This is a genomic window from Nocardia sp. NPDC052316 (genome assembly GCF_044547795.1).
GTDB lineage: Bacteria > Actinomycetota > Actinomycetes > Mycobacteriales > Mycobacteriaceae > Nocardia.
The window spans coordinates 188,820-211,544 of the sequence record NZ_JBIUBB010000007.1 but is presented as its reverse complement, the minus strand read 5'-3'; the positions used below and the strand labels follow the sequence as shown (position 1 = coordinate 211,544).

Below are 22,725 nucleotides of genomic sequence, written 5' to 3'. Positions count from 1 at the left end.
GGCCGGGGAGCCGGCCGTGGTCGACAGGCGTTCGGCCGGTGTCGCCGATCGGGTAGCGATCATCACCGGGGCGACCAGCGGCATCGGGCTGGCTATCGCGGAACATCTCGCGGCGCAGGGTGATCGGGTCTTCCTCTGCGCCAGGGACGCGGGCGCGGTCGCGGCGACGGTCGACCGGCTCAGCGCCGAGGGCGGCAAGGCGGCCGGCCTCGCCTGTGACGTGCGCTCGGCCGAGCAGGTCGAGGCGCTGGTCGACACCGCGGTCACGACATACGGGCGGGTCGACATCCTGGTCAACAACGCCGGGCGAAGCGGTGGCGGCGTCACCGCCGAACTGACCGACGACCTGTGGCGCGATGTCCTCGCCACCAATCTGGACAGCGTCTTCTACGCCACCCGCGCGGTATTGAACAGCGGTATGCGCGAACGAGGTTGGGGTCGCATCATCAATATCGCCTCGACCGCGGGCAAGCAGGGCGTCGTGCTCGGTGCGCCGTACTCGGCCTCCAAGCACGGCGTCGTCGGTTTCACCAAGGCGCTGGGCAACGAGCTGGCGCCGACCGGTATCACGGTGAACGCGGTGTGCCCCGGGTATGTGGAAACGCCGATGGCGCAGCGTGTTCGGCGCAACTACGCGGACGCGTGGGGTGTTACCGACGCCGAGGTCTTGACGAAATTCCAGGCCAAGATCCCGCTCGGCCGGTACTCGACACCGGCCGAGGTCGCCGGGCTCGTCGGCTACTTGACCTCGCCGCTCGCGGCATCGATCACCGCCCAGGCGATCAATGTGTGTGGCGGCCTCGGCAACTTCTGAGGAGCGCGGATGGGTGCGAACTGCTCGGCGGCCACCGGCGTCCTCATTGCCGGAGCGGGTCCGGTCGGGCTCGTCCTGGCAGCCGAACTGGCGCTACACGGGGTGGATGTGCTGGTCGTCGAGCGTGCCGCGGCATCGAGTGACGAGCCGAGGGCCTCTCAGGTGGATTCCCGCACCATGGAGTTCCTGGACCGGCGTGATCTGCTCGACCGGCTCGGCCCGTTGCCCCGCGTCGGCACCGGGCACTTCGGTGGTCTGCCGCTGTCGCTGGACGGGGTACGCAGCCGATTCCGCGGGCACTGGCGGGTCCCGCAGCCGCGGTTGACCGCGGCGCTGGAAGCTCGGGCGGTCGAGCTCGGCGTGCCGATGCTGCGGGCGCACAGCCTGCTCCGCTTCACGGCGACCGATCGGGTGCGTGCCCAGGTGCGTGCCCCGGCCGGGCCGATGACGATCACCGCCGACTATCTCGTCGGTTGCGACGGCCACGACAGCGTGGTCCGTACGCACGGCGGTTTCGCGTTTCCCGGCAGTCCCGCCACCCGGACGCTGCTGTGGGCCGATCTCGACGGCATCGAGCTCGAGCCGCGGCGGTTTCAGCGGTTGCCTGCCGGGCTGGCGGTGGCCGCGAGTCGGGCGGACGGCGGCACCAGGGTCATGGTGCACGCGTACGGGTACCACCGACCGGCAGGCCGGGTCGAGCCGGCCGAGCTCGCGCGCGAGTGGCACCGGGTTACCGGTGAGGACCTCGCCGGCGCCACCGTGCGGCGAATCGGGTTGTTCGACAACGAGTCCCGGCTGGTCGACCGGTTCCGGCGTGGGCGGGTGCTGCTGGCCGGTGACGCGGCGCACCGCCATCTGCACGTCGGTGGCATGTCGTTGAACCAGGGCCTGCACGACGCGATCGACCTGGGCTGGAAGCTCGCCACGACCATCGCCGATCGCGCGCCCAGCGAGCTGCTGGAGTCGTACCAGGACCAGCGGCACGCCGCCGGTAGGGCCGCCGCGGCGGTGGTCGACGCCCAAGAGGTGTTGCTGCTCGGTCATCCGAAGGTCGAGCCGTTGCGCGCGCTGCTCGGGCAACTTCTCACCGCCCCCGAGATCGCGGTCCGCCTGGCCGAGGCGGTCTCGGGCTGGCCGGCGGCGGCGGGTGCGCTGAGCACACCCGCGGTGTAGCCCAGTCGTTCTCGCGGCACCGCGCCACGAACGCGGTCGAGCACCCCATCAATCAACGAGCACTGAGGAACAATTATGTCGTCAACATCGAATACTCTGCCACTACGCGCTCGGCTCACTCGGATCCTCACCCCGTCGCCGGAGGAGACCGGTCAGCCGGTGGGGCTCCGGCAACGGATGGCGTACAGCGGGCGCATCCGCCGCGTCGAATTCTTGCCGATGGGCCTCACCGTACTGTTCGTGCCACTGCTGGTCGGCGCCCGCGACTGGGCCGACGTGCTGTCCTGGCAGACCGTGGCGGCCGCGGTCCTGGTGGTCCTCGGTATCCAGATCGGCAATATGGTGAACTGCCTGGCCGACCGATGGGAGGACCAGGAGTACAAACCGGGGCAGTCCGACGCCGTCCGTAACCTGGGCGTACCCAACGTCATTCGGCAGATCGTCGGCACGGGTGTCGTGATCGCCGCAGTGGCGACCTGGCTCGTCCTGAGCTCTCGGCACGTCGATCTGCTCCTGATCGGACTGCTCGGCGGGCTACTGGGCGTGCAGTACTCGCTGCCCCCGTTGCACCTGAAATCCCGTGGTATCTGGCAGATTCCGACGCTGTTCGCGGTACTGCTCTTCGTCCCCGGCCTCGGCATCCTGCGCGCCGCCAGCCGTCCGTGGGACTGGGCCGCGGTCGTCGAGCTGGCGGGCTACGCGCTGGCGATGACCGGGGTGATCGTCGTCAACGCCGCCGAGGACCTGCCCGAGGACGAGAAATACGGCATCCGGACCTTCGTCGTCGCGCTCGGGCTGTCCCGGGCGCTGACGGCGGCGCTCGGGTTCGTGGTGGCCGGTGCGGTGATCGTCGTCGCGACGGTCACCGCGCGTACCGGAATGACCTGGGGCTTCCTGCCATTCGGACTCGCCGCCGCGGTGGCGGCTGGATATCTCTGGCGGCTGCGCGCGGTGACCGGCGGGCTCCCACGCGACGCGGCGGTGACGGCGCTGCGTCCGGCGGCCAGGGCGGTCCCGGCGGTGCTCGCCGTCTTGGGCTGGGGCACCGTCGTTTTGGCTCTGTTCGTCCTGGCCGATTGGTGAATCATGAACATCTTGCCGACCGTCGAAGCCCCGGACGATCTCCGCGCCCTCGACGCTGCGCAACTAGTCGAGCTGGCCGCCGAGATCCGGGAATTCCTGGTGCACAAGGTCGCTGCCACCGGCGGGCATCTCGGGTCCAACCTCGGCGTCGTCGAGTTGACCCTGGCATTGCACCGAGCCTTCGATTCGCCGACCGACCCGCTCATCTTCGACACCGGACACCAGGCCTATGTGCACAAGATCCTCACCGGTCGCCGCGACAGGTTCGATGAATTGCGCCTGCGGGACGGGCTTTCGGGATACCCGTGCCGGGCGGAGAGCCCGCACGATTGGACCGAGTCCTCGCACGCGTCGGCCGCGCTCTCGTACGCGGACGGACTGGCCAAATCCTTCGCGCTGACCGGGCAGGCCCATCGCAGCGTGGTCGCTGTGGTCGGTGACGGCGCGCTGACCGGCGGTATGTGCTGGGAAGCGCTGAACAATATCGCTGCGGGCAGCGACCGTTCCATCGTGGTGGTCGTCAACGACAACGGGCGCTCGTATGCCCCGACCATCGGCGGCCTGGCCCGCAGGTTGGCCGCGCTGCGGATGGAGTCCCGCTATGAGCGAATGTTGGCCGCGATCAAGAGATTCCTGCCCCGCGTCGCCCTCGTCGGCCCACCGCTGTACCGCCTGCTGCACGCGGTGAAAGAAGGGTTGAAGGACGCGGTGAGCCCGCAGATGTTGTTCGGGGATCTCGGTCTGAAGTACGTGGGCCCGATCGACGGACACGACACCGCCGCGCTCGAGGCCGCTCTGCGCGGCGCGAAGACGTTCGGCGGCCCCGTGATCGTGCACGCCGTCACCAAGAAGGGGATGGGGTATCTGCCCGCGGAGAATCATCGAGCCGACCAGATGCACGGACCTGGTCCGTTCGACCCCGCCACCGGGCGGGCGCTCGCGACCGCGAACGCGCAGAACTGGACTTCGATCTTCTCCGCCGAGTTGATCAGGCTGGCCGAGCGCCGCGACGACATCGTCGCGATCACCGCCGCCATGCCGGGACCGACCGGCTTGACGGCCTTCGGTGAACGGTTCCCCGAGCGGATGTTCGACGTCGGCATCGCCGAGCAGCACGCGGTGACCTCGGCCGCCGGCCTCGCGCTCGGCGGCAGGCATCCCGTGGTGGCGCTCTACTCCACCTTCCTCAATCGCGCCTTCGACCAGCTGCTGATGGACGTGGCCCTGCTGCGCCTGCCGGTGACCCTGGTGCTCGATCGCGCGGGGGTGACCGGCCCGGACGGGGCGAGCCATCACGGGGTGTGGGATCTGGCCTTGCTCGGCCTGATTCCCGGCATGCGGATCGCCGCGCCGCGCGACGCAGGCTCGCTGCGGGCGGAGCTGGCCGAGGCATTGTCGATCGACAGCGGACCCACGGCGCTGCGTTTTCCGAAAGGCGATGTGGGGCCGGATGTTTCGGCGGTCGAGCAGCTCGACGGCGTCGACGTGCTGCATCCGCTACCGGACGGGACGCACGGGGGTGTGCTGATCGTCGCCGTCGGGTCGTCCGCCGGAACCGCGCTTGCCAGCGCGACCGCGCTCGAGCGGCATGGCGTGCGAGTGATGGTCGTCGACCCGCGCTGGGTGCTACCCGTACCGGAGGTGCTGCTGAAACTGGCGGACGATTTCCAGCTGGTGGTCACGATCGAGGACGGCGTACTGCACGGCGGCGTCGGTTCGGCGGTGTCCGCCCGCTTCGCCGCCGCCGGAATCGGAGTCCCGGTGCGCAATATCGGCGTGCCGGACCGGTTTCTCGCCCACGGTTCGCGCTCCGAGGTGCTGCGCGAGGCCGGTCTGGACCCGGACACCTGCACCCGCCGCATCACCGAATGGCTGGCGACGCTGGACGCGGCGAGCACCGGACGCTCTTCGTGACGACGAAAGGAACTGCCATGTCTTCGGATTCCCGCAAACGGGTGCTGCTGGCCGACCCGCGCGGCTTCTGCGCCGGCGTAGACCGCGCGGTCGCCGCCGTGGAGCGGACGCTCGAGCGGCACGGTCCGCCGGTGTACGTGCGCAAGGAGATCGTGCACAACCGCAGTGTCGTGGCGCGGTTGCGTGCTCGCGGCGTGGTGTTCGTCGAGGACGTGGCCGAGGTACCGGAGGGAGCGCTGGTGATCTTCTCCGCGCACGGGGTGTCGCCGGTCGTGCGCGCGGCCGCGGTGGCACGCGGACTGCGCACCATCGACGCGACCTGCCCGCTGGTGACCAAGGTGCACAACGAGGCCAAGCGTTTCGCCCGCGACGACTACGACATCCTGCTGATCGGCCACAGCGGCCACGAAGAGGTCGAGGGCACGGCGGGGGAGGCTCCCCGCCACGTTCAGCTGGTGGACGGACCGGACTCCGTCGACAAGGTGACCGTGCGGGACGAACGCAAGGTCGTCTGGCTGTCGCAGACCACGCTGAGCGTCGACGAAACCCTCGAGACCGTACGGCTGCTCCGCCAACGGTTCCCTGACCTGGCGGATCCGCCGAGCGACGACATCTGCTACGCCACCCAGAACCGGCAGGTGGCCGTCAAAGCCCTTGCACCGCACAGTGATCTGGTGCTCGTGGTCGGTTCGTCGAACTCGTCGAACTCGGTGCGGCTGGTCGAGGTGGCGCTCGGCGCCGGGGCAGGCGCCGCCCGGCTGATCGACACCGCACGGGCGGTGGACCCGGCCTGGCTCGACGGCGTGCGCACGGTCGGGTTGACCTCGGGGGCCTCGGTGCCGGAGGTACTGGTGCGCGAGGTGCTGACGCTGCTGGCGGAGCACGGATTCGACGACGTGCACGAGGTCACCACCGCCGCGGAGACCCTGGTCTTCAGCGCCCCGCGCGAGCTGCGCGAACTCTGACCGCCGACGGATCGAGAAAGGCTTTGTCATGAGCGAGATCGCGCTGCTCGGTATGCCGCCCGCACCCGCGAGGGTGCTCGCGCCGCGCCGACCGACCAGGCAATTGAAGGTAGGCAATGTCGGTGTGGGAAGCCGCCATCCGATCTCGGTGCAGTCGATGACCACCACCAAGACCCACCGGGTGGACGAGACGCTGCAGCAGATCGCGGAGTTGACGGCGTCGGGGTGCGACATCGTGCGCGTCGCGTGTCCACGCCAAGAGGATGCGGACGCACTGGCGACGATCGCGAGCAAGTCGCAGATACCGGTCATCGCGGACATCCATTTCCAGCCGCGCTACATCTTCGCCGCGATCGACGCCGGGTGCGCGGCGGTGCGGGTGAACCCAGGCAACATCAAGGAGTTCGACGGCCGCGTCGGGGAGGTCGCGAAAGCCGCGGCCGCGGCGGGCATTCCGATCCGCATCGGCGTGAACGCGGGTTCGCTGGACAAGCGCATGCTGGCGAAGTACGGCAAGGCGACGCCAGAGGCCCTGGTCGAGTCGGCGCTGTGGGAGGCGAGCCTGTTCGAGGAGCACGGGTTCGGCGCCATCAAGATCTCGGTCAAGCATCACGACCCGGTGGTGATGGTCGAGGCGTACCGGCAGTTGGCGGCCCGCTGCGACTATCCGTTGCATCTGGGCGTGACCGAGGCCGGTCCGGCGTTTCAGGGCACGGTCAAGTCGGCGGTGGCGTTCGGCGCGCTGTTGTCCGAAGGCATCGGCGACACGATTCGGGTGTCGTTGTCCGCGCCGCCGGTCGAGGAGATCAAGGTGGGCGGGCAGATCCTGCAGTCGCTGAATCTGCGGCCGCGCAAGCTGGAGATCGTGTCCTGCCCGTCGTGTGGCCGCGCCCAGGTGGACGTGTACACGCTGGCCGACGAGGTGACCGCGGGTCTCGCGGGAATGGCCGTGCCGCTGCGGGTCGCGGTGATGGGTTGCGTGGTGAACGGTCCCGGCGAGGCGCGAGAGGCCGACCTCGGCGTGGCGTCGGGCAACGGCAAAGGCCAGATCTTCGTCAAGGGTGAGGTCGTCAAGACGGTGCCCGAAGCCCAGATCGTCTCGACGCTGATCGAGGAGGCCATGCGAATCGCCGAGACGATGGGCGACGCGGCGGGTACCGGCGAACCCGTGGTCACGGTGCGCTGACTCGCGCGAGTCCGACAATTTTTCAGCGGATGGGCACGCGGTTCCTCCGGGAACCTGCTCTTGCAGAAAGGCATTGACAGATGAGAACGACGCGGAGCAAGAGCAACGGAGGCTTCGCCGCCGAACTGCTGGTGGACGACGCGGCAACGGCCGCGACGGTGAACCGGGCGCTCGCGCAGGTGGAGAGTCTGATCACCGAGCAGGTCTGCAGCGGTCACCAGCTGCTGGCGGAGGCGGCCACGCATTTGGCGCGAGCCGGCGGAAAGCGATTCCGGCCGATGTTCACCGTGCTGGCCGGGCAACTCGGGCCCGATCCGGCCGATCCGAGGATCGCGATCAGCGCGGCGGTGCTCGAATTGGTCCATATCGCCTCGCTTTACCACGACGACGTGATGGACGAAGCTCGCCTGCGCCGCGGCGTGCCGAGCGCGAACTCGCTGTGGGACAACAAAATCGCGATCCTCGCCGGCGACTACCTGTTCGCGCACGCCTGCCGGCTCGGCGCGCGACTCGGCATCGAGGCGCTGGAGATCGTCGCCGACACCTTCGCCGAGCTGGTGACCGGACAGACGCGCGAGACCGCGGGAGCGGCCGAGGGCACCGATCCGATCACGCACTACCATCAGGTTATTCACGAGAAGACCGCCGTGCTGATCGCCACCGCGGGACGCTTCGGCGCGATGTTCTCCGGTGCGGAGGCCGGTCAGATCGAACGGATGGACCGGCTCGGCGACGCGGTCGGCATCGCCTTCCAGATCGCCGACGATATCCTCGACATCGCCTCGACGGCAGAGCAATTCGGCAAGCGTCCCGGCACGGATCTGCGCGAAGGAGTCCATACCCTGCCGGTGTTGTACGCGGTGCGCGAGTCGGGCCCGGACGCGGATCGGCTGCGCGAGTTGCTGTCCCGTCCGTTGGACGCGGACGACGACCTGGCCGAGGCCATCGCGCTGCTGGTGCGGTCGCCCGGCATGAAGTCGGCCAAGGACGAACTGCGGCACTATGTCGACCGCGCCCTCGACGAGTTGGACGGGCTGCCGAACCTGCCCGCGAATCGAGCGTTGCGCAGGCTGGTGCACCAGACCGTCGAACGGGCGTCGTGAACGCTCGCGTCCTATCTTTCCGCGGGCACGGTTCCCGGTGTGACCAAGCCGGTTTCGTAGGCGATGACGACGGCCTGAGCGCGGCTGGTGAGATCGAGTTTCGTCATCACGCGGTTGAGGTGGGTCTTGACGGTGCCTTCACTGATGTTGAGATGGCGGGCGATCTCGTTGTTGCCCGCGCCGGTGCCCACCAGGCGCAGGACTTCGAGTTCGCGCGTGGTCAGCAGGTCGAGTTCGGTGCGCCGATTCGGTGCGCCGGATCGATCGTTGTGCTGGATGTAATTCTCGATGAGCCGACGAGTGACGGTCGGTGCGAACAGGGTGTCGCCCTTGGCGACGGTGTGGATCGCGCCGAGTAGTCGGTCCGGGTCGGTCTCCTTCAGCACGAACCCCGACGCGCCCGCCTGCAACGCCTCGTAGACATATTCATCGAGATCGAACGTGGTGAGCATCAGAATGCGGGGCGCGGGCTCGGTGTGGCCGAGAATGCGCCTGGCCGCGGTGATTCCGCTGACGCTTGGCATGTGGATGTCCATCACGATCACGTCGGGTTTTTCGGCGGCCGCCACGGTGACGGCCTGGGCGCCGTCGACGGCCTCGCCGACCACGGTCAGTCCCGGGTCGGCGTTCACCAGCGCAACCAGGCCCGCGCGAATAAGAGGTTGGTCGTCGACCACGAGTACGCTGATCATCAGCGGCGTCCCCCCGAGTACCCATCACTCACCATTGCGACTACCGGGTGCCGGTGACGCGATTTACGGCCAAGGCACGGTCAATACTACCGTGTACCCACCGTCCGGCCGGGGTCCGGTGACGAGGGTGCCGCCGTAGAGCCTAGCGCGTTCGTGCATGCCGAGTAGCCCATTGCCGCCGTCGGCGGATTCGGTTGTGGCAGTGGGCGCGGGGCCGGGCTTCCGGTCGTTGGTGATCGTGACCGTCAACTGGCGGAAGTCGCGGTGTACCGTCACCTCCGCCTCGCACGGGCCGACATGTTTGATCACATTGGTCAGCGCTTCCTGGACGACTCGATAGACCGTGAGTTGCAGGCCGGAGGGCAGCTCCGCCACCGCTCCGCTGATGTGCAGGGCGACGTTCAGGCCGACGCCGCGAACCCGCTCGACCAATTCCTCCAGTCGCCGCGAAACCGGGATGGGCTCGGTGTCGAGGAGCGCCGTGTCGGTGTCGAGCGGAGTGTCGGAGGTGCGCAGGAGATTGAGGACTCGGCGCAGCTCCTCCAGCGTCTCCCGGCTGATCTGTCCGATGGTGTCGACCGCGGTACGGGCTGTCGGCGGGTCGCTGTCGAACACGTACCGTGCCAGCCCGGCCTGCATAGAGATCACCGAGATGTGGTGTGCGACAACGTCATGGAGTTCGCGCGCGATCTGTAGGCGCTCCTGGCCGACCGCGTGCTCGACCCGGCGCTCCTGTTCGCGCCGCAGCTGCACGGTCGCCTCGGCCAACTGCCGATTGCGCAGGCTCAACCGTCGCGATACTCCCGCGACCCCCCACAGCACCAGCGGCGGCGCGATGGATTGCGCCACCGCTACCGCGATAGGCAACTCCGGCACGACCAGCGCGCTGTAGAACAGCACACCGCCGAGGAGCAGCCCAGCAGGCATCGTCACCCGCGGCGCCTTCGTCGTGGCGACGGTGTAGAAGGCGATCATCGGGCCGTAGAAATTCAGGCTCGGATAAAAGTCCACCGTCAGATAGACCACGTACGCCACCGACACGGTCACATGGGTGAGTACCGGGGCGATCCTGCGCGCCGCCAACGGAAGACACGTCAGCGCGGTCAGCAGGTACGCCGACAGATCGAAGCGGCGCCAGTCCTCGGGGTGGTAGGCGGTGCCGACCAGAAACATGGCGGCGAGCACGGTCAGGGCCACCACGGTGTCCACGGCCTGCGGATTCTCGTCCCGAAGCCAGTGCCGAAATGCCTGCCCGCGGTCCAGGATTCCGCGTCTATCTACCACAACGCTCATCGTACGAGGGCAGCCCCTGTGCGGGGGCTGCTACGCGCACCCGGCTTCCGCTCGGTAAACCCATTGTCGGATCGACTGAGCGCGGCGACGAAAAGGCATGCGCCGCAGGCGAAGATGCGGGGGAGCGCGCTCGGCGTCGCAGCCTCCGCGCGCCGGGCGGACCAGGCTCCGATCGCGCGGCGGCAGTTCACGGAGAACCTTACGGCAGAACCGTATCGAGGGCCGCTTTCCGCCAGAACCAGTTCCGACCCTTTGTCATCGAGTCACAACGCCAGGGGACATGTTCTCAGGAGCGGTATGAGCGTCGGTTCTCGACGGTGAGACCATGGTGCGGTGTTCGACAGCTTCGAGGAGTGGGACGTCTCCATCGGTGACTCCGTGACCATTCATGGGCGAAGCGGGGGTGTCGGGCCCGCGGTGGTGTTGTTGCACGGACACCCCCGGACACACACCACCTGGCATCGAGTGGCCCCGCAGCTTGTCATGGCGGGTTTCACCGTCGTCTGTCCCGACCTGCGCGGATACGGTCGGTCGTCCAAGCCGACACCCGACGAAAAGCACGAGGTGTACTGCGACCGCACCATGGCGGCCGACATCGTCACTCTGATGCGCGGCCTGGGTCATCGTCGATTCGCCGTGGTGGGCCATGATCGCGGTAGTTACGTCGCCTACCGAACCGCCCTCGATCACCCCGACTCCGTAACCCGCCTCGTCGTCTTGGACAGCGTGCCGATCCTCGAGGCACTCGAACACGCCGACGCTCGGTTCGCCACGAAATGGTGGCACTGGTTCTTCTTCGGCGCCGCCCCGCACGCCGAGCGGGTGATCACCGCCGACCCTCTCGCCTGGTATCGGCCCGACGAGACCACCATGGGGCACGAGAACTTTCGCGATATGACACGCGCGGTCAGCGATCCGGCCACCGTGCGCGCCATGCTGGAGGACTACCGAGCCGGACTGACCATCGATCGCGCGAACGACGAGGCGGATCGAGCCGCGGGGCGCACCATCACCTGCGACACCCTGGTCGCCTGGTCCACCAGGGACGATATGGCAGAGCTCTACGGCGACCCCGCCGACATCTGGCGATCCTGGGTGAGCGGCGAGCTGACATCTGCTCGCATCGAATCCGGTCACCACATGGCGGAGGAGAACCCGGATCAACTCGCCGAAACCCTTGTCCGATTCCTCCAATAGTTGTCGCGGTACCCATCCGGTCATCCGCATGAGGGTGGGTTCGGAGCGCCTGCGTAGTCCCCGCTTCGAATAGCGCCTCGAGTGCTGCGGCCTGCCCGCCGGGTGATTGCTTACGCAGCTCATACCTGCACACGGATGAGTTCATGGCCGAACTGGTCTTGGAAGGTATGAGCGGTCCGGGCTTAGTGTCCGGGTATGGGATCGCAAGGAGATGACCGCGTGAGCGACACCGTTTCGCCTGCCGTGCAACGAGTTTTGTCGCTACTCACCGACCCGCCGACGGTGCCGACCACGCCACACGGCTACCTCGATCAACTCGGCCCGCAACCGGCCGCCGACGGTTCAGCCGTCAATACCGGCATCGTGCAGTCGTTGTGGCGCTCGCGCATCGGTGCGTCGCTGTTCGACCACGCCGCCACGGCCGCCCGACGTGTCGTCGGCATCCTGCAATCGCCCGCCGAGCGGCTCCACCTTCAGCCGGGCCATACCGTGCTCGACATCGCTTGTGGCCCAGGGGAAATCACCGCAGCCCTGGCCCGTACCGTGGGTCCTGCCGGACTCGCGGTCGGCATCGACATCGCCGAGTCGATGCTCGCCCGCGCCACCCTCCGGCACCACGCCGGCAACACGGCGTTCCTGCGTGCCGACGCCCAGCGACTTCCGTTGCGTGACAACACCGTCGATGCGGTGACCTGCATAGCCGGGCTACAGCTCATCCCCGACCCGGACACTGCGCTCGCCGAGATGATCCGCGTGCTACGACCGGGCGGTTATCTGGCCGTGCTGGTGCCCACCGTGCGCACCGGCCCCCTCGCGCTGATCGGCCGCTACATACCCGGTGCCGGCGGCGCGCACTTGTTCACCGAAACCGAGATCGCCGATAGCGTCGAGGGTTTCGGACTCAGCGGCGTAGCCACACGCCGACTCGGGACGATCCAATGGACCTGGGGCCGCAAGATCCGCTGACGTCGCCACCACGCGTTGGACGGCGTGATCAGTCATTACGGCGTAGTTGATCGGTCACGCGAAGTGCCGTCGCAGCAGGCACCTCATGAGCCGCTCGGCGATGCGAGCCCGGGTCCCACTTCGAGCCCGACCACGCAGGTGTCGTCGTCGGTGTCGGAGTCGCTGTTGTCGAGCAGATCGTCGAGGCGATCGTCCAGGCTGCCGGTGAAGCGCGCTGACGCGGCGAGCAGTCGCTCGACACATTCGTCCAGGTGCCGTCCTCGGCGCTCGATCAGACCGTCGGTGTAGAGCAGGAGGGTGTCGTCCGGCTCGAGCTGGAGTTCGGCTTCTTCATACGTGGTTTCGGCCAACGCACCGAGGATGATGCCGTCGAGCAGCGGCAGGGCGGACGCTTCCCGGTCGCGGATCAGCACGGGCGGCAGGTGCCCGGCGCGGGCCCAGCTCAGTACGCGCGTCTGCGGGTCGTAGAGGCCGCAGATGGCGGTGGCGTAGATGTCGGCGGTCAGGTGATGGGCCACCAGGTTCAGCCAGGTGAGCAGCTGGCCCGGTCCGGCTCCGGTGGCGGCGAGGCCGCGCAAAGCGTTGCGCAGCACGACCATATCCGTGGCCGCGCTGATCCCGTGGCCGGTGATGTCGCCGACCGACAACAGAATCTGCTTGGACGGCAGCACGATCGCGTCGTACCAGTCGCCGCCGACGAGGTGGTCCTGTTCGGTCGGCCGGTAGCGCACCGCGATGCGCAGCCCGAACGCATCGATGGCCGGTTGCGCGGCGGGCATGATCGCCTGTTGGAGTTGCCGCGCCAGCCTGCTCTGTTCGGCGGCGTGCTGCTCGGTGTGCGCGAGCTGGTCCCGGGTGGCCGAGAGCGCGACCTCGGTCCAGTGTTGCGCCGAAATGTCTTGGTAGGCACCGCGGATGGTCAGCAGGTGTCCTGCCGGGTCGAGCACCGGTTCGGCGATCACCCGGATGTGGCGGGTGACGCCGTCCGGCCGGATCAGGCGGAACGCGGTGGAGGCGGCGTTGCCGTAGCGCAGCAGGGTGCGCAGGAACCGTCGTACCGCGTCGGCGTCGTCGCTGTGGATGTGGTCGGGTAGCTGGGCGAGTGGGACCGGGTTCGCGGTCGGTGCCAGCCCGTAGAGGTCGAAAAGCTGGCTGCTCCAGGTGATTTCACCGGTATCCGGATTCTCCTCGAAACCGCCGACCCGGCCGAGGCGCTGCGCGTGCTGCAGCAGCGCGGCGAGCCGCACCGTCTCGTCCTCGACCTGCCACACCATCAGTACCGCGTCACCGTGGCGGCTGATGCTGAGCGCGGCCGAGACGGTCAGTGGAATCTGGTCGACCAGTTCGGTCAGCAGCGCCCGGTCGGCGCGGTAGGTCTCGCCGGTGGCGAAGACGTGCTCGATCAGTGCGAAAATCTGGCCCGCGCCCGCTGCCATCGGGTATGCCTCGAGCAATAGTGCACCGTTGATCAGGCTGCGTGGTCGGCCCGCCAGGTCGACGAAGCGGGAGTTGACGTGATGGATGCGGAAGTCGGTGACGGCACCGTCGTGGTCGAAGTGGGGCAGCAGCACGAGGACCGAGTCGAAGAGGGCGTCGGCCAGCCGAACGAGTTCGGTGACATCGGGCTGGTTGCGCACCGCCGCGCCGACCATGTCCGACTCCAAGGCGTGGGCGCACAGTTCGGCCAACGCCTCTAGTTGCCGGTGTATCTGCGGCGGTTGCGGTTCGAGCGGGTGCGGCCAGCACACCTCCAGCACGCCGAGCAGTTTGCCGCTGGTGCCCGCCGGGATCGCCACCCGGCCACCGCTGCGGTCGCCGATCGAGGGCAGGCTGGATGCGCCGATGTCCTCGATCCACAGCGCGTCTCGCTCCACCAGCGCCTGCCTGGCCGGGGTCGGCACCCCGGGCGGCACATATCGCCACCGCTGGGCCTCCTCCGGGCTGAGACCGACGAAACCCCGCAGCGACAGCGATCTGTCGGTACCGGCAGACCAGATCGCCGCCGCCGTCGCGCCGAGCGGCGCGAGCGCGTGGTCGAGCAGCGCCTTGGCCACGCGCTGGGTGTCGCCCGCGGCGAGCAGCCCGCTCTCGGCGGTACGCAGCCGCACCGCCGCGGACGGATCGCCCGGCGTGGCGGCTCGGGCCAAGAACTCTCCCGCTGCCGCGCTGAGCTTGTCCTGGGCCGACTGATTGACCAGATCGGCGGCCAGCTCCAACTCGGTGACACCCGTTTGCTCGGCGAGCACCCCGAGCTGGCGCGCCGCCTGGGCAGGCCCGCACCGCAACCGTTCGACCAGCACGCCCTTGGCCATTTCGATCAGCGCGCGGCCGTCGGCCGTGGCCTGGGCCTGCTGGATCTCGTTGCGCAGCCGCTCGACGGTGGCCGCGAGGCGGTTGACCGCGGGTCCCGTGGTCGGGGTGTCGTCAGGGGTGTCCGAATCGGTCATCAGACGTCCAGCCAGCGCTGGATGCAGGCGAGCAGCGCGTCCGCGTCGACCGGTTTGGTGACATAGTCGTTGGCGCCCGCGGCCAGGCACTTCTCCCGATCGCCGAGCATGGCCTTGGCCGTCACGGCGATGATCGGCAGGTCCTCGTACTGCGGCATCTTGCGGATCGCCGCGGTCGCGGCGTAACCGTCCATCTCCGGCATCATGACGTCCATCAGGACCAGGTCCGTCTCCGCGCGGGCGAGCAGGGTGTCGATGCCTTCGCGCCCGTTCTCGGCGTGCAGCACGTTGATGCCGTGCAGTTCGAGAATGCTGCTGAGGGCGAACAGGTTACGGGCGTCATCGTCGACGATGAGCACCGTGCGGCCGACCAGTTTGCCGTCCGGACGATGCGGCAGTGCGGCCGCGGCCTCCTCGCGGCGCACCAGGGGCAGCACATCGCCCGGCGCCGCGGCCGTGACGTGCAGCACGATCCGCTCGCGCAACTCGTCCAGGCTGGACAGCAGCTCCAATGGTTGGCTCGCGGTGCGCTGGTGGAGCAGACGCTCCTGCTCGGCATCGAGCCTGCGGTTGTGCGCCAAGACCGGAACGCCGCGCATCGCGGGGTCTCCGGCCATGGTGTCTAGGAAGCGCAGCGCTGTGTTGTCGGGCATGTCCAGCTCCAGCACCACGCAGTGGAACGCGTCGACGGCCAGCGCCGCCACCGCCTCCTCCGCGCCGGCCGCGGCGACGATCTGGACGGGACCGCGTGGGTCGTTACCGTCGGCGAGATCGGCCACCGCGCTCTGGGCGACCAAGGACAACAGTCCCTGCGCGCGTTCCTCCACGATCAGCAGCCTGCGCTGCTGGTGGGACGCGGCGGGCAGGGCCTTGTGCGGGTTGCCGTCCGCGAGCTGCCCGGCCTCTTCTTCGCGGTACGGGGCGTGCTGAAAGTCCGGTCGGGCGATCGGCAGGTACAGGGTGAAGGTGCTGCCCTCGCCGAGAGTGCTGTCGGCGGTGATGGCGCCACCGAGCAGGTAGGCGATCTCCCGGCTGATCGACAAGCCCAGCCCGGTGCCGCCGTATTTACGGCTGGTCGTCCCGTCGGCCTGCTGGAACGCGCCGAAGATCGACTCCAACTGATGCTCGGCGATGCCGATGCCGGTGTCGATCACCTCGAACGCGAGCGCAGGGCCGTGGCGTTGCGCGGCCGGTGGTACCTCGTCGGGGTCCGTCGGCTTGATCCGCAGCTGCACCGACCCGGTCTCGGTGAACTTCACGGCGTTGGACAGCAGATTGCCGAGCACCTGGCGCAGCCGCGAGTCGTCGGTCAGCAGGTCGAGGGGCAACTCGGGCGCGGTACTCACCCGGAAGCCCAGACCCTTCTGGGTGGTCATCGGCCGGAAGGTGGCCTCGACGTAGTCGAGCAGCTTGCGCAACGGCACGCGCTCGGGGGTCAGGTCCATCTTGCCCGCCTCGACCTTCGACAGGTCGAGGATGTCGTTGATCAGCTGCAGCAGATCCGAACCCGCCGAATGGATGATCCCCGCGTACTCCACCTGCTTGGGAGTGAGGTTGCGGGCCGGGTTCTGCGCCAACAGCTGAGCCAGGATCAGCAGGCTGTTCAGCGGAGTACGCAGCTCGTGGCTCATATTGGCCAGGAACTCCGACTTGTACTTCGAGGCGAGCGCGAGCTGCTGGGCGCGGGTCTCCAGCTCCTGCCGAGCCTGCTCGATCTCGAGATTCTTGGCCTCGATGTCGCGGTTCTGCATGGCGAGCAGCTCCGCCTTCTCCTCCAGCTCGGCATTGGAGCGCTGCAGTTCCTCCTGCCGCACCTGCAACTCCTGCGAGCGGGCCTGCAACTCCGAGGTCAGCCGCTGCGACTCGCCGAGCAGCTCGTCGGTGCGGGCATTGGCGACGATCGTGTTGACATTGACGCCGACCGCCTCCATCAACTGGTCGAGGAAGTCCTGGTGGATGCGGGTGAAGCGGTGCAGCGAGCCGAGCTCGATCACGCCGAGGACCTGGTCCTCGACCACGATCGGCAGCACCAGCAGGTTGACCGGCGCGGTCTGGCCGAGCCCGGAGGAAATGGTGACGTAGTCGGCGGGGACGGAGTCCACCGCGATCGTGCGGCGGCTGCGCGCGGCCTGGCCGACCAGGGATTGGCCGAAGGTGAAGCGCGTCGGGCTGTCGGGCTGCTCCGGGCTGCCGTACGAGCCGATCAGCCGCAGTTCCGGCTGCGCGGCGGTGTCGTCGGCCAGGTAGAACGCGCCGAACTGCGCGGAAACCAGCGGTGCCAGCTCGTCCATGATCAGCTCGGCCACCACGTGCAGGTCGCGTTGCCCCTGCATGAGGCTGGAGATACGGGCCAGGTTGGACTTGAGCCAGTCCTGGTCCTGGTTGGCCTTGGTGGTCTCGCGCAGCGACTCCACCATCGAGTTGATGTTGTCCTTGAGCTCGGCGACCTCGCCGGAGGCCTCGACGGTGATGGAGCGGGTCAGGTCGCCCTCGGCGACGGCGCTGGTCACCCCGGCGATCGCGCGGACCTGGCGGGTCAGGTTGCCCGCGAGCTCGTTGACGTTCTCGGTGAGCCGTTTCCAGGTCCCCGACACGCCCTCGACCTCGGCCTGCCCGCCGAGTCGGCCTTCGGAGCCCACCTCGCGAGCAACGCGGGTGACCTCGGCCGCGAACGCGGAGAGCTGGTCGACCATCGTGTTGATCGTGGTCTTCAGCTCGAGGATCTCCCCGCGCGCGTCCACGTCGATCTTGCGGGTCAGATCGCCCTGCGCGACCGCGGTGGTGACCTGGGCGATATTGCGGACCTGATTGGTCAGGTTGTTCGCCATCGAGTTGACGTTGTCGGTCAGGTCCTTCCACGTGCCCGCGACATTCGGCACCCGGGCCTGCCCACCGAGCATGCCCTCGGTGCCCACCTCGCGGGCGACGCGGGTGACCTCGTCCGCGAACGCGGACAGCGTGTCGACCATCGTGTTGATGACGCCTGCGAGCGCGGCGACCTCGCCCTTGGCCTCAACGATGATCTTCTGGCTCAGGTCGCCGCGCGCGACCGCCGTAGCGACCTGCGAGATGGACCGCACCTGGTTGGTCAGGTTGGAGGCCATGACATTGACGTTGTCGGTCAGGTCCTTCCAGGTGCCCGACGCACCGCGCACGGTCGCCTGGCCGCCGAGGTTGCCCTCGGTGCCGACCTCACGGGCCACGCGAGTGACCTCGTCGGCGAACGCGGAGAGCTGGTCGACCATCGTGTTGATGGTCTCCTTCAGCTCCAGGATCTCCCCGCGCGCGTCGACGCGGATCTTCTGGCTCAGATCGCCGCCTGCGACCGCCGTCGTGACCTGCGCGATCGAACGCACCTGCGCGGTGAGATTGTCGGCCATGACATTGACCGACTCGGTGAGGTCCTTCCAGGTGCCCGAGACACCTTTCACGTCCGCTTGCCCGCCCAGACGGCCCTCGGTGCCGACCTCGCGGGCGACACGGGTGACCTCGTCGGCGAAGGCGGAGAGTTGGTCGACCATCGTGTTGATGGTGTTCTTGAGCTCCAGGATCTCCCCGCGCGCGTCGACGCGGATCTTCTGGCTCAGGTCGCCGCCCGCGACCGCGGTGGCGACCTGCGCGATCGAACGCACCTGCGCGGTCAGGTTGCCCGCCATGAAGTTCACCGAGTCGGTGAGGTCACGCCACGTGCCCGAGACGCCCTTCACATCCGCCTGGCCGCCGAGGATGCCTTCCGTGCCGACCTCGCGCGACACCCTGGTGACCTCGTCGGCGAACGACGAGAGCTGGTCGACCATTGTGTTGATGGTGTTCTTCAGCTCCAGGATCTCCCCGCGCGCCGACACCGTGATCTTCTGACTCAGGTCGCCGCGCGCCACCGCCGTCGTCACCTGGGCGATATTGCGGACCTGCGCGGTCAGGTTGCCCGCCATGAAGTTCACCGAGTCGGTGAGATCGCGCCACACACCACCGACTCCCGGCACCTGCGCCTGGCCGCCCAGCTGCCCTTCCGAACCCACTTCCCGCGCCATCCGGGTGACCTCGTCCGCGAACGCGGACAGCTGATCCACCATGGTGTTGACGGTGCTCTTGAGCTCGAGGATCTCCCCGCGCGCGTCCACGTCGATCTTCTGGGACAGATCGCCGCGGGCCACGGCCGTCGCGACCTGCGCGATATCGCGCACCTGGCTGGTCAGATTGCCCGCCATCGCGTTGACCGAGTCGGTGAGGTCTTTCCAGGTACCCGACACTCCCGGCACCTCGGCCTGCCCGCCGAGCCGCCCGTCGGTGCCGACCTCGCGCGCCACGCGGGTGACCTCCGAGGTGAACAGCGACAGCTGATCCACCATGCCGTTGAACACCGTCGCGATCTCGCCGAGCAGCCCGTCACCGTCCATCGGCAACCGCGTGCCGAAATCACCGTCGCGTACCGCGGTCAATCCCGCGAGTAGCTGGTGCAACTCGACCTGATCCGTAGCCGCCGGAGTGTATTTCCGCCCGGTCGCAGCAGCCACCGTGTCCGTCATCCTCGTCCTCAGATCTGGTCGATTCGACCCGATGGACACAGCGGTTACCCACACGCCGCACACCACGGATCGTCAACAAATAGTGGTGTGCTGGCTGTTGAACACTCCACTCCCGATGACCTTAGTCTGTTCGTGATCGCTGAGACTCGTTTGGCCCCAGCCGGATCAGGTGAAGTCGGGTCGGAGGGAGCCCGATCGCCGCGCGAAAACCGCGCTATCGCTCAGCGCAGGAACCACCCCGTGCCGCCCACCGGATGCGCGGGGCGGGCCGCCCACGCGGGTGGCTTCGCCCACCGCGGACGACCCGCTGACCCAGCTGCGCGATCTGGGCGTCGTGCTGCAACTGGGCGATCGATACTTTCTGGGCCCAAAGCGTTTTGGTCGAAGAAACGCTGATAGCGCACGCCTGCGGCAGATGTCCGCCGCTCGCGCGGGCGTGCGGGCTTGGTCACCATCTGGCGGCCTGGCATCATCTTGTCGGTTACGCCGGTGTCGCGACGCTCGACCAGCAGGTTACTTGTTCGGCCACATCTCTGTCCGTTGAAATGTCCTGCCGTGCAGAAAGTATTCCCTAATCGATCACGCCTGGAAATTGCTTCCGAAAACGTTCGATTCCTTCTTCGTCGAGTTCATCGGACGAACTGGCCCAGGGGATGGAGGTGGGGTCGCCGAAATTCGGGCGCCCGCCATATCGATAGAATTCTGCCAGTGCGGCGTCTATCGTGTTCTCGATGAACCTGTCCGGCTCCGTTACGGTCAGCGGCTCGAAAACACAACTGATCTCCAGAACTTTACGGTGCTCCGGGAGGTCATCCGTACTGAGGTCCTCGTTGTATTCCAACCACTGCGCCACCAGCTTGAAAGAATCGAACCAGTCCTCCTTCACGGAGAAATACGACGGCTCGCCACCGGTCGCGAGCGCCATGTGCTTGGCGTAGCTGGCTACGAGCCGAACGGCGTCGTCCATTGTGCCGTAGATGTGGACGCTCCCCCGAAACATGGTCATGGAGTGATGTATACACCAGTCCGGCTGAGCCGAACAACTCGTGGTACCCGCCCCTTGTGTTAGCGAGTGACTTCCCCTTGGCCTGGCCGCTCTGCTGCCCAGGAATCGCGCGGAATTCGGGTTGTCCGACCAGAAGTGACCTGATACGGTTGTCTCGTTCGATTCCAACAGGGGGGTTCAATGATTCGCGCAATCAAACGTGTGCTGACTGGTTCTATGCTGGCTGCATTGATGATTATGCCAGCAGCTCCGGCCTATGCCGTTCCGGTAGATGTCACCAGCGTCGATGCTTTCGGTGAGTTCGCGGCTGTATCCGAATTTGCGGCGCCGAAGAAAACCGTAACCGTGAAGTGCTATTTGATGAATCTACGGAATGAAGCGACGGGCGATGTCGTGTACGGCACCGGCAAGGATAAGGCGGCAGCTCAGGCTGACGCGAACACCAAGGTGCCGCGAGGGCACAAGCTGAAGCACTGCGACGTGGTTCGCTGAGCCGCCCGACCGAGCCGGGGCCTTGATTCCGGCTCGGTCGTCGCGGAAAGGTGAAGACGATACCGGCGCGGTCTCGGTAACAGGCGCGGTTCTCGTCCGGCTACCCGATACTCGAAAGTGGTTGAGCGAGTGGTTGACGGGCCCGTGCGCTGGTTGTGCGGCGGGGGCAGAGAAAATGGTGGCGAGTCGGGAATCGCGCATCGTTGCGGTGGCGTTGGCAGCGGCTGCGGTGGTGAAAGGTGGTGGATTCGCGGAGCAATCGGTTCTCGAGGCATACGAGGCGCTGCGGGTCTCGATCACTTCGCGCGAACCCTATGTCGGGCTGTCCGAACTGTTGCGAATGGAGCAGCACCTGCAGTCGGTACACGATGGCGGATACCTGGCCGAGATGCTCGACGACACAGCAAGTTTGGACGAGCACCCAGATCTCGTGGATCGGGCACAGCGACTGTTCGTGACGACCCAGCAGATACTGGCCCAGCGTGCCGAGGCCGAGGCCGATACTCACCTCATGGGCCTGCGGCGGACTCTTCGCAGACCTGGGCAGGGTGAACCGAGCCGAGGACTGGTACATCGAGGCCGCCGAACTCGGTGATACGGCAACGATGCTTACCCTTGCCGGTCTGCTCGAAGAATGGGGTCGACCTGCCGAGGCTTAGCAGTGGTATCGACAGGCCGCCGAGCTCGGGCGCACCGACGCGATGATCCTGCTCGCCGAACGACTCGCCGAGGAGAACCGGCAGGCCGAAGCCGGGAACTGTACTACCGAGCCGCTGCGGCACGCGACGTCGCTGCGATGACCGCGCTCGCCCGCTCGGCGGATGACCGCGGGGCAGTCGACGCGGCCGAGATGTGGCATAGCAATGCCTACTACGTGGATCATTCGAACGGCCAGGACCTGTTCGACTTCTTCCGTTTCGCTAAGAACATCTTCTGGACCAGCGAAGGGCGGGAAGAGGCAGCCGAATCCGGTGATGTGCGGGCGATGCGTCTTCCGTCAGCAGTACTTCAACCACGCCGCAGTCCCAGACCTCGCCGTTCCACGGCATGTGAGCCTGGCGCGGATCACCAGACGCGGGGGAGTAGACGGTATTTCACCTGCTGGGTGTAATCGGAGTAGTCGGGGACTATTTGCTGCAGGAGTTTGTCCTCGTAGAAGATTCGCACCAGGGACAGCGGCAATATGACTGCGAAAGCAACCAAGCCGTACCAGGATCCGAGGGCGAGGGGTATCGCGGCCTGGTAGAGGAGCGTCCCGGCGTGGGTGGGGTGGCGGACGACGGCGAAGGGGCCGGTCGAGACCATTCGCTGGTCCGGCGTCTGTTCGGAGGTGGCGTAGGAGCGGCGGACGAGCTCCTGGGTTACCTGGTAGGTGATCAGCACGCCTGCGGCGACGAGGAGGTCGGCGGCGAGGCTGATCGGAGGCGGGACCGAAGACCAGCCGTAGCGGTGGTCGAAGCCTGGAACGATCAGCAAGGCGAGAAGACCGAGCGACACCAGGAATACGATGATCTGCTGACTTGCCGGTGTTTCGAGCCGCGGTGTTTCCAGCCTCGGCCCCTCCGGCTTTCGCGGCCGCAACGGTGCCGGCTCACCACGCGCGACGGACCCCGCGATTGCCACGCCGTAGCTGACGACAATCACCGCTAGCAGGACCCATGCCTGCCAGTAGTCCAGTGTCCAGGCTGGCAGGAAAACAACGGCTCCGATTGTGGGGACCATGCAGACCACTCCGACGGCGTACGCCACATGAGTTCTGTCCATTGCTCTGCGTCCACCCGTCCAGTCCGCGAGGCTCATGCGAGTCTAACAGTCCGGCGGTCGCCTGTCAGTACGATTGCTGCGCAAATCACCGCCACCGCAACATG

17 protein-coding genes are annotated in these 22,725 nt (G+C 67.4%); 10 read left to right on the top strand and 7 right to left on the bottom strand.

Going from position 1 to position 22,725, the window contains the following annotated elements; translation table 11 throughout:
* Positions 1-16: 16 nt before the first annotated feature.
* The 7 genes from fabG to ACIHA7_RS32545 all read left to right on the top strand — a co-directional run bounded on the left by fabG (position 17) and on the right by ACIHA7_RS32545 (position 8,238).
* A complete protein-coding gene (gene fabG / locus ACIHA7_RS32575; RefSeq protein WP_397294887.1) occupies positions 17-814 on the top strand; it encodes a 3-oxoacyl-ACP reductase FabG in 798 nt (265 codons plus the stop codon).
* A gap of 9 nt (positions 815-823) precedes the next feature.
* Complete coding sequence (locus tag ACIHA7_RS32570; protein ID WP_397294885.1) at positions 824-1,987, top strand: FAD-dependent monooxygenase; 1,164 nt, start codon at positions 824-826, stop codon at positions 1,985-1,987.
* 75 nt (positions 1,988-2,062) lie between these two features.
* The gene (locus ACIHA7_RS32565) at positions 2,063-3,070 is read left to right on the top strand and encodes a UbiA family prenyltransferase (protein ID WP_397294883.1); all 1,008 of its coding nucleotides are present in this window, start codon (positions 2,063-2,065) and stop codon (positions 3,068-3,070) included.
* Between the two features lie 3 nt (positions 3,071-3,073).
* Positions 3,074-4,984 carry a 1-deoxy-D-xylulose-5-phosphate synthase gene (dxs, locus tag ACIHA7_RS32560; protein ID WP_397294881.1) on the top strand — a complete coding sequence of 637 codons (1,911 nt, stop codon included), beginning with the start codon at positions 3,074-3,076 and terminating at the stop codon, positions 4,982-4,984.
* 17 nt (positions 4,985-5,001) lie between these two features.
* Positions 5,002-5,949, top strand: a complete 948-nt coding sequence (locus ACIHA7_RS32555; protein ID WP_397294879.1) for a 4-hydroxy-3-methylbut-2-enyl diphosphate reductase — start codon at positions 5,002-5,004, stop codon at positions 5,947-5,949.
* A gap of 28 nt (positions 5,950-5,977) precedes the next feature.
* On the top strand, positions 5,978-7,135 hold the full coding sequence (ispG, locus tag ACIHA7_RS32550; protein WP_397294877.1) for a flavodoxin-dependent (E)-4-hydroxy-3-methylbut-2-enyl-diphosphate synthase: 1,158 nt from the start codon (positions 5,978-5,980) through the stop codon (positions 7,133-7,135).
* 80 nt (positions 7,136-7,215) lie between these two features.
* Positions 7,216-8,238, top strand: a complete 1,023-nt coding sequence (locus ACIHA7_RS32545; RefSeq protein WP_397294875.1) for a polyprenyl synthetase family protein — start codon at positions 7,216-7,218, stop codon at positions 8,236-8,238.
* Positions 8,239-8,249: 11 nt separating this feature from the next.
* Here the strand turns inward: ACIHA7_RS32545 and ACIHA7_RS32540 are convergent, their stop codons facing one another.
* Positions 8,250-8,930 carry a response regulator gene (locus tag ACIHA7_RS32540; RefSeq protein ID WP_397294873.1) on the bottom strand — a complete coding sequence of 227 codons (681 nt, stop codon included), beginning with the start codon at positions 8,928-8,930 and terminating at the stop codon, positions 8,250-8,252.
* A 63-nt stretch (positions 8,931-8,993) separates the two neighbouring features.
* The gene (locus ACIHA7_RS32535) at positions 8,994-10,214 is read right to left on the bottom strand and encodes a sensor histidine kinase (RefSeq protein WP_397294871.1); all 1,221 of its coding nucleotides are present in this window, start codon (positions 10,212-10,214) and stop codon (positions 8,994-8,996) included.
* A gap of 342 nt (positions 10,215-10,556) precedes the next feature.
* On the opposite strand from ACIHA7_RS32535, the gene ACIHA7_RS32530 reads away from it, so the two are divergent.
* Both ACIHA7_RS32530 and ACIHA7_RS32525 read left to right on the top strand, forming a co-directional pair.
* On the top strand, positions 10,557-11,420 hold the full coding sequence (locus tag ACIHA7_RS32530; RefSeq protein ID WP_397294870.1) for an alpha/beta fold hydrolase: 864 nt from the start codon (positions 10,557-10,559) through the stop codon (positions 11,418-11,420).
* Between the two features lie 219 nt (positions 11,421-11,639).
* On the top strand, positions 11,640-12,386 hold the full coding sequence (locus tag ACIHA7_RS32525) for a methyltransferase domain-containing protein (RefSeq protein ID WP_397294869.1): 747 nt from the start codon (positions 11,640-11,642) through the stop codon (positions 12,384-12,386).
* An 83-nt stretch (positions 12,387-12,469) separates the two neighbouring features.
* On the opposite strand, the gene ACIHA7_RS32520 is transcribed toward ACIHA7_RS32525, so the two are convergent.
* The 3 genes from ACIHA7_RS32520 to ACIHA7_RS32510 form a co-directional block, all read right to left on the bottom strand.
* Complete coding sequence (locus ACIHA7_RS32520; protein ID WP_397294867.1) at positions 12,470-14,833, bottom strand: SpoIIE family protein phosphatase; 2,364 nt, start codon at positions 14,831-14,833, stop codon at positions 12,470-12,472.
* Positions 14,833-19,347 (bottom strand): HAMP domain-containing protein, encoded by a 4,515-nt coding sequence (locus ACIHA7_RS32515; RefSeq protein WP_397294865.1) that lies wholly within the window; start codon positions 19,345-19,347, stop codon positions 14,833-14,835. Before ACIHA7_RS32515 ends, ACIHA7_RS32520 begins: the two co-directional genes overlap by 1 nt.
* A 583-nt stretch (positions 19,348-19,930) precedes the next feature.
* Positions 19,931-20,365 (bottom strand): hypothetical protein, encoded by a 435-nt coding sequence (locus tag ACIHA7_RS32510; RefSeq protein WP_397294864.1) that lies wholly within the window; start codon positions 20,363-20,365, stop codon positions 19,931-19,933.
* Between the two features lie 180 nt (positions 20,366-20,545).
* Between ACIHA7_RS32510 and ACIHA7_RS32505 the strand changes: the two genes are divergently transcribed.
* Positions 20,546-20,857 carry a hypothetical protein gene (locus ACIHA7_RS32505; protein ID WP_397294863.1) on the top strand — a complete coding sequence of 104 codons (312 nt, stop codon included), beginning with the start codon at positions 20,546-20,548 and terminating at the stop codon, positions 20,855-20,857.
* A gap of 509 nt (positions 20,858-21,366) precedes the next feature.
* On the opposite strand, the gene ACIHA7_RS32500 is transcribed toward ACIHA7_RS32505, so the two are convergent.
* Positions 21,367-21,639: a hypothetical protein gene (locus tag ACIHA7_RS32500; RefSeq protein ID WP_397294862.1), complete on the bottom strand. Its 273-nt coding sequence runs from the start codon at positions 21,637-21,639 to the stop codon at positions 21,367-21,369.
* 283 nt (positions 21,640-21,922) lie between these two features.
* Complete coding sequence (locus tag ACIHA7_RS32495; RefSeq protein ID WP_397294860.1) at positions 21,923-22,657, bottom strand: methyltransferase family protein; 735 nt, start codon at positions 22,655-22,657, stop codon at positions 21,923-21,925.
* Positions 22,658-22,725 lie beyond the last annotated feature (68 nt).

What these genes read in the sequence shown, in the direction of transcription:
- ACIHA7_RS32570 (WP_397294885.1), top strand. Translation starts at nt 824, where the DNA reads ATGGGTGCGAACTGCTCGGCGGCCACCGGCGTCCTCATTGCCGGAGCG.
- ACIHA7_RS32565 (WP_397294883.1), top strand. Translation starts at nt 2,063, where the DNA reads ATGTCGTCAACATCGAATACTCTGCCACTACGCGCTCGGCTCACTCGG.
- dxs (WP_397294881.1), top strand. Translation starts at nt 3,074, where the DNA reads ATGAACATCTTGCCGACCGTCGAAGCCCCGGACGATCTCCGCGCCCTC.
- ACIHA7_RS32555 (WP_397294879.1), top strand. Translation starts at nt 5,002, where the DNA reads ATGTCTTCGGATTCCCGCAAACGGGTGCTGCTGGCCGACCCGCGCGGC.
- ispG (WP_397294877.1), top strand. Translation starts at nt 5,978, where the DNA reads ATGAGCGAGATCGCGCTGCTCGGTATGCCGCCCGCACCCGCGAGGGTG.
- ACIHA7_RS32545 (WP_397294875.1), top strand. Translation starts at nt 7,216, where the DNA reads ATGAGAACGACGCGGAGCAAGAGCAACGGAGGCTTCGCCGCCGAACTG.
- ACIHA7_RS32540 (WP_397294873.1), bottom strand. Translation starts at nt 8,930, where the DNA reads ATGATCAGCGTACTCGTGGTCGACGACCAACCTCTTATTCGCGCGGGC.
- ACIHA7_RS32520 (WP_397294867.1), bottom strand. Translation starts at nt 14,833, where the DNA reads ATGACCGATTCGGACACCCCTGACGACACCCCGACCACGGGACCCGCG.
- ACIHA7_RS32510 (WP_397294864.1), bottom strand. Translation starts at nt 20,365, where the DNA reads ATGACCATGTTTCGGGGGAGCGTCCACATCTACGGCACAATGGACGAC.
- ACIHA7_RS32505 (WP_397294863.1), top strand. Translation starts at nt 20,546, where the DNA reads ATGATTCGCGCAATCAAACGTGTGCTGACTGGTTCTATGCTGGCTGCA.
- ACIHA7_RS32495 (WP_397294860.1), bottom strand. Translation starts at nt 22,657, where the DNA reads ATGAGCCTCGCGGACTGGACGGGTGGACGCAGAGCAATGGACAGAACT.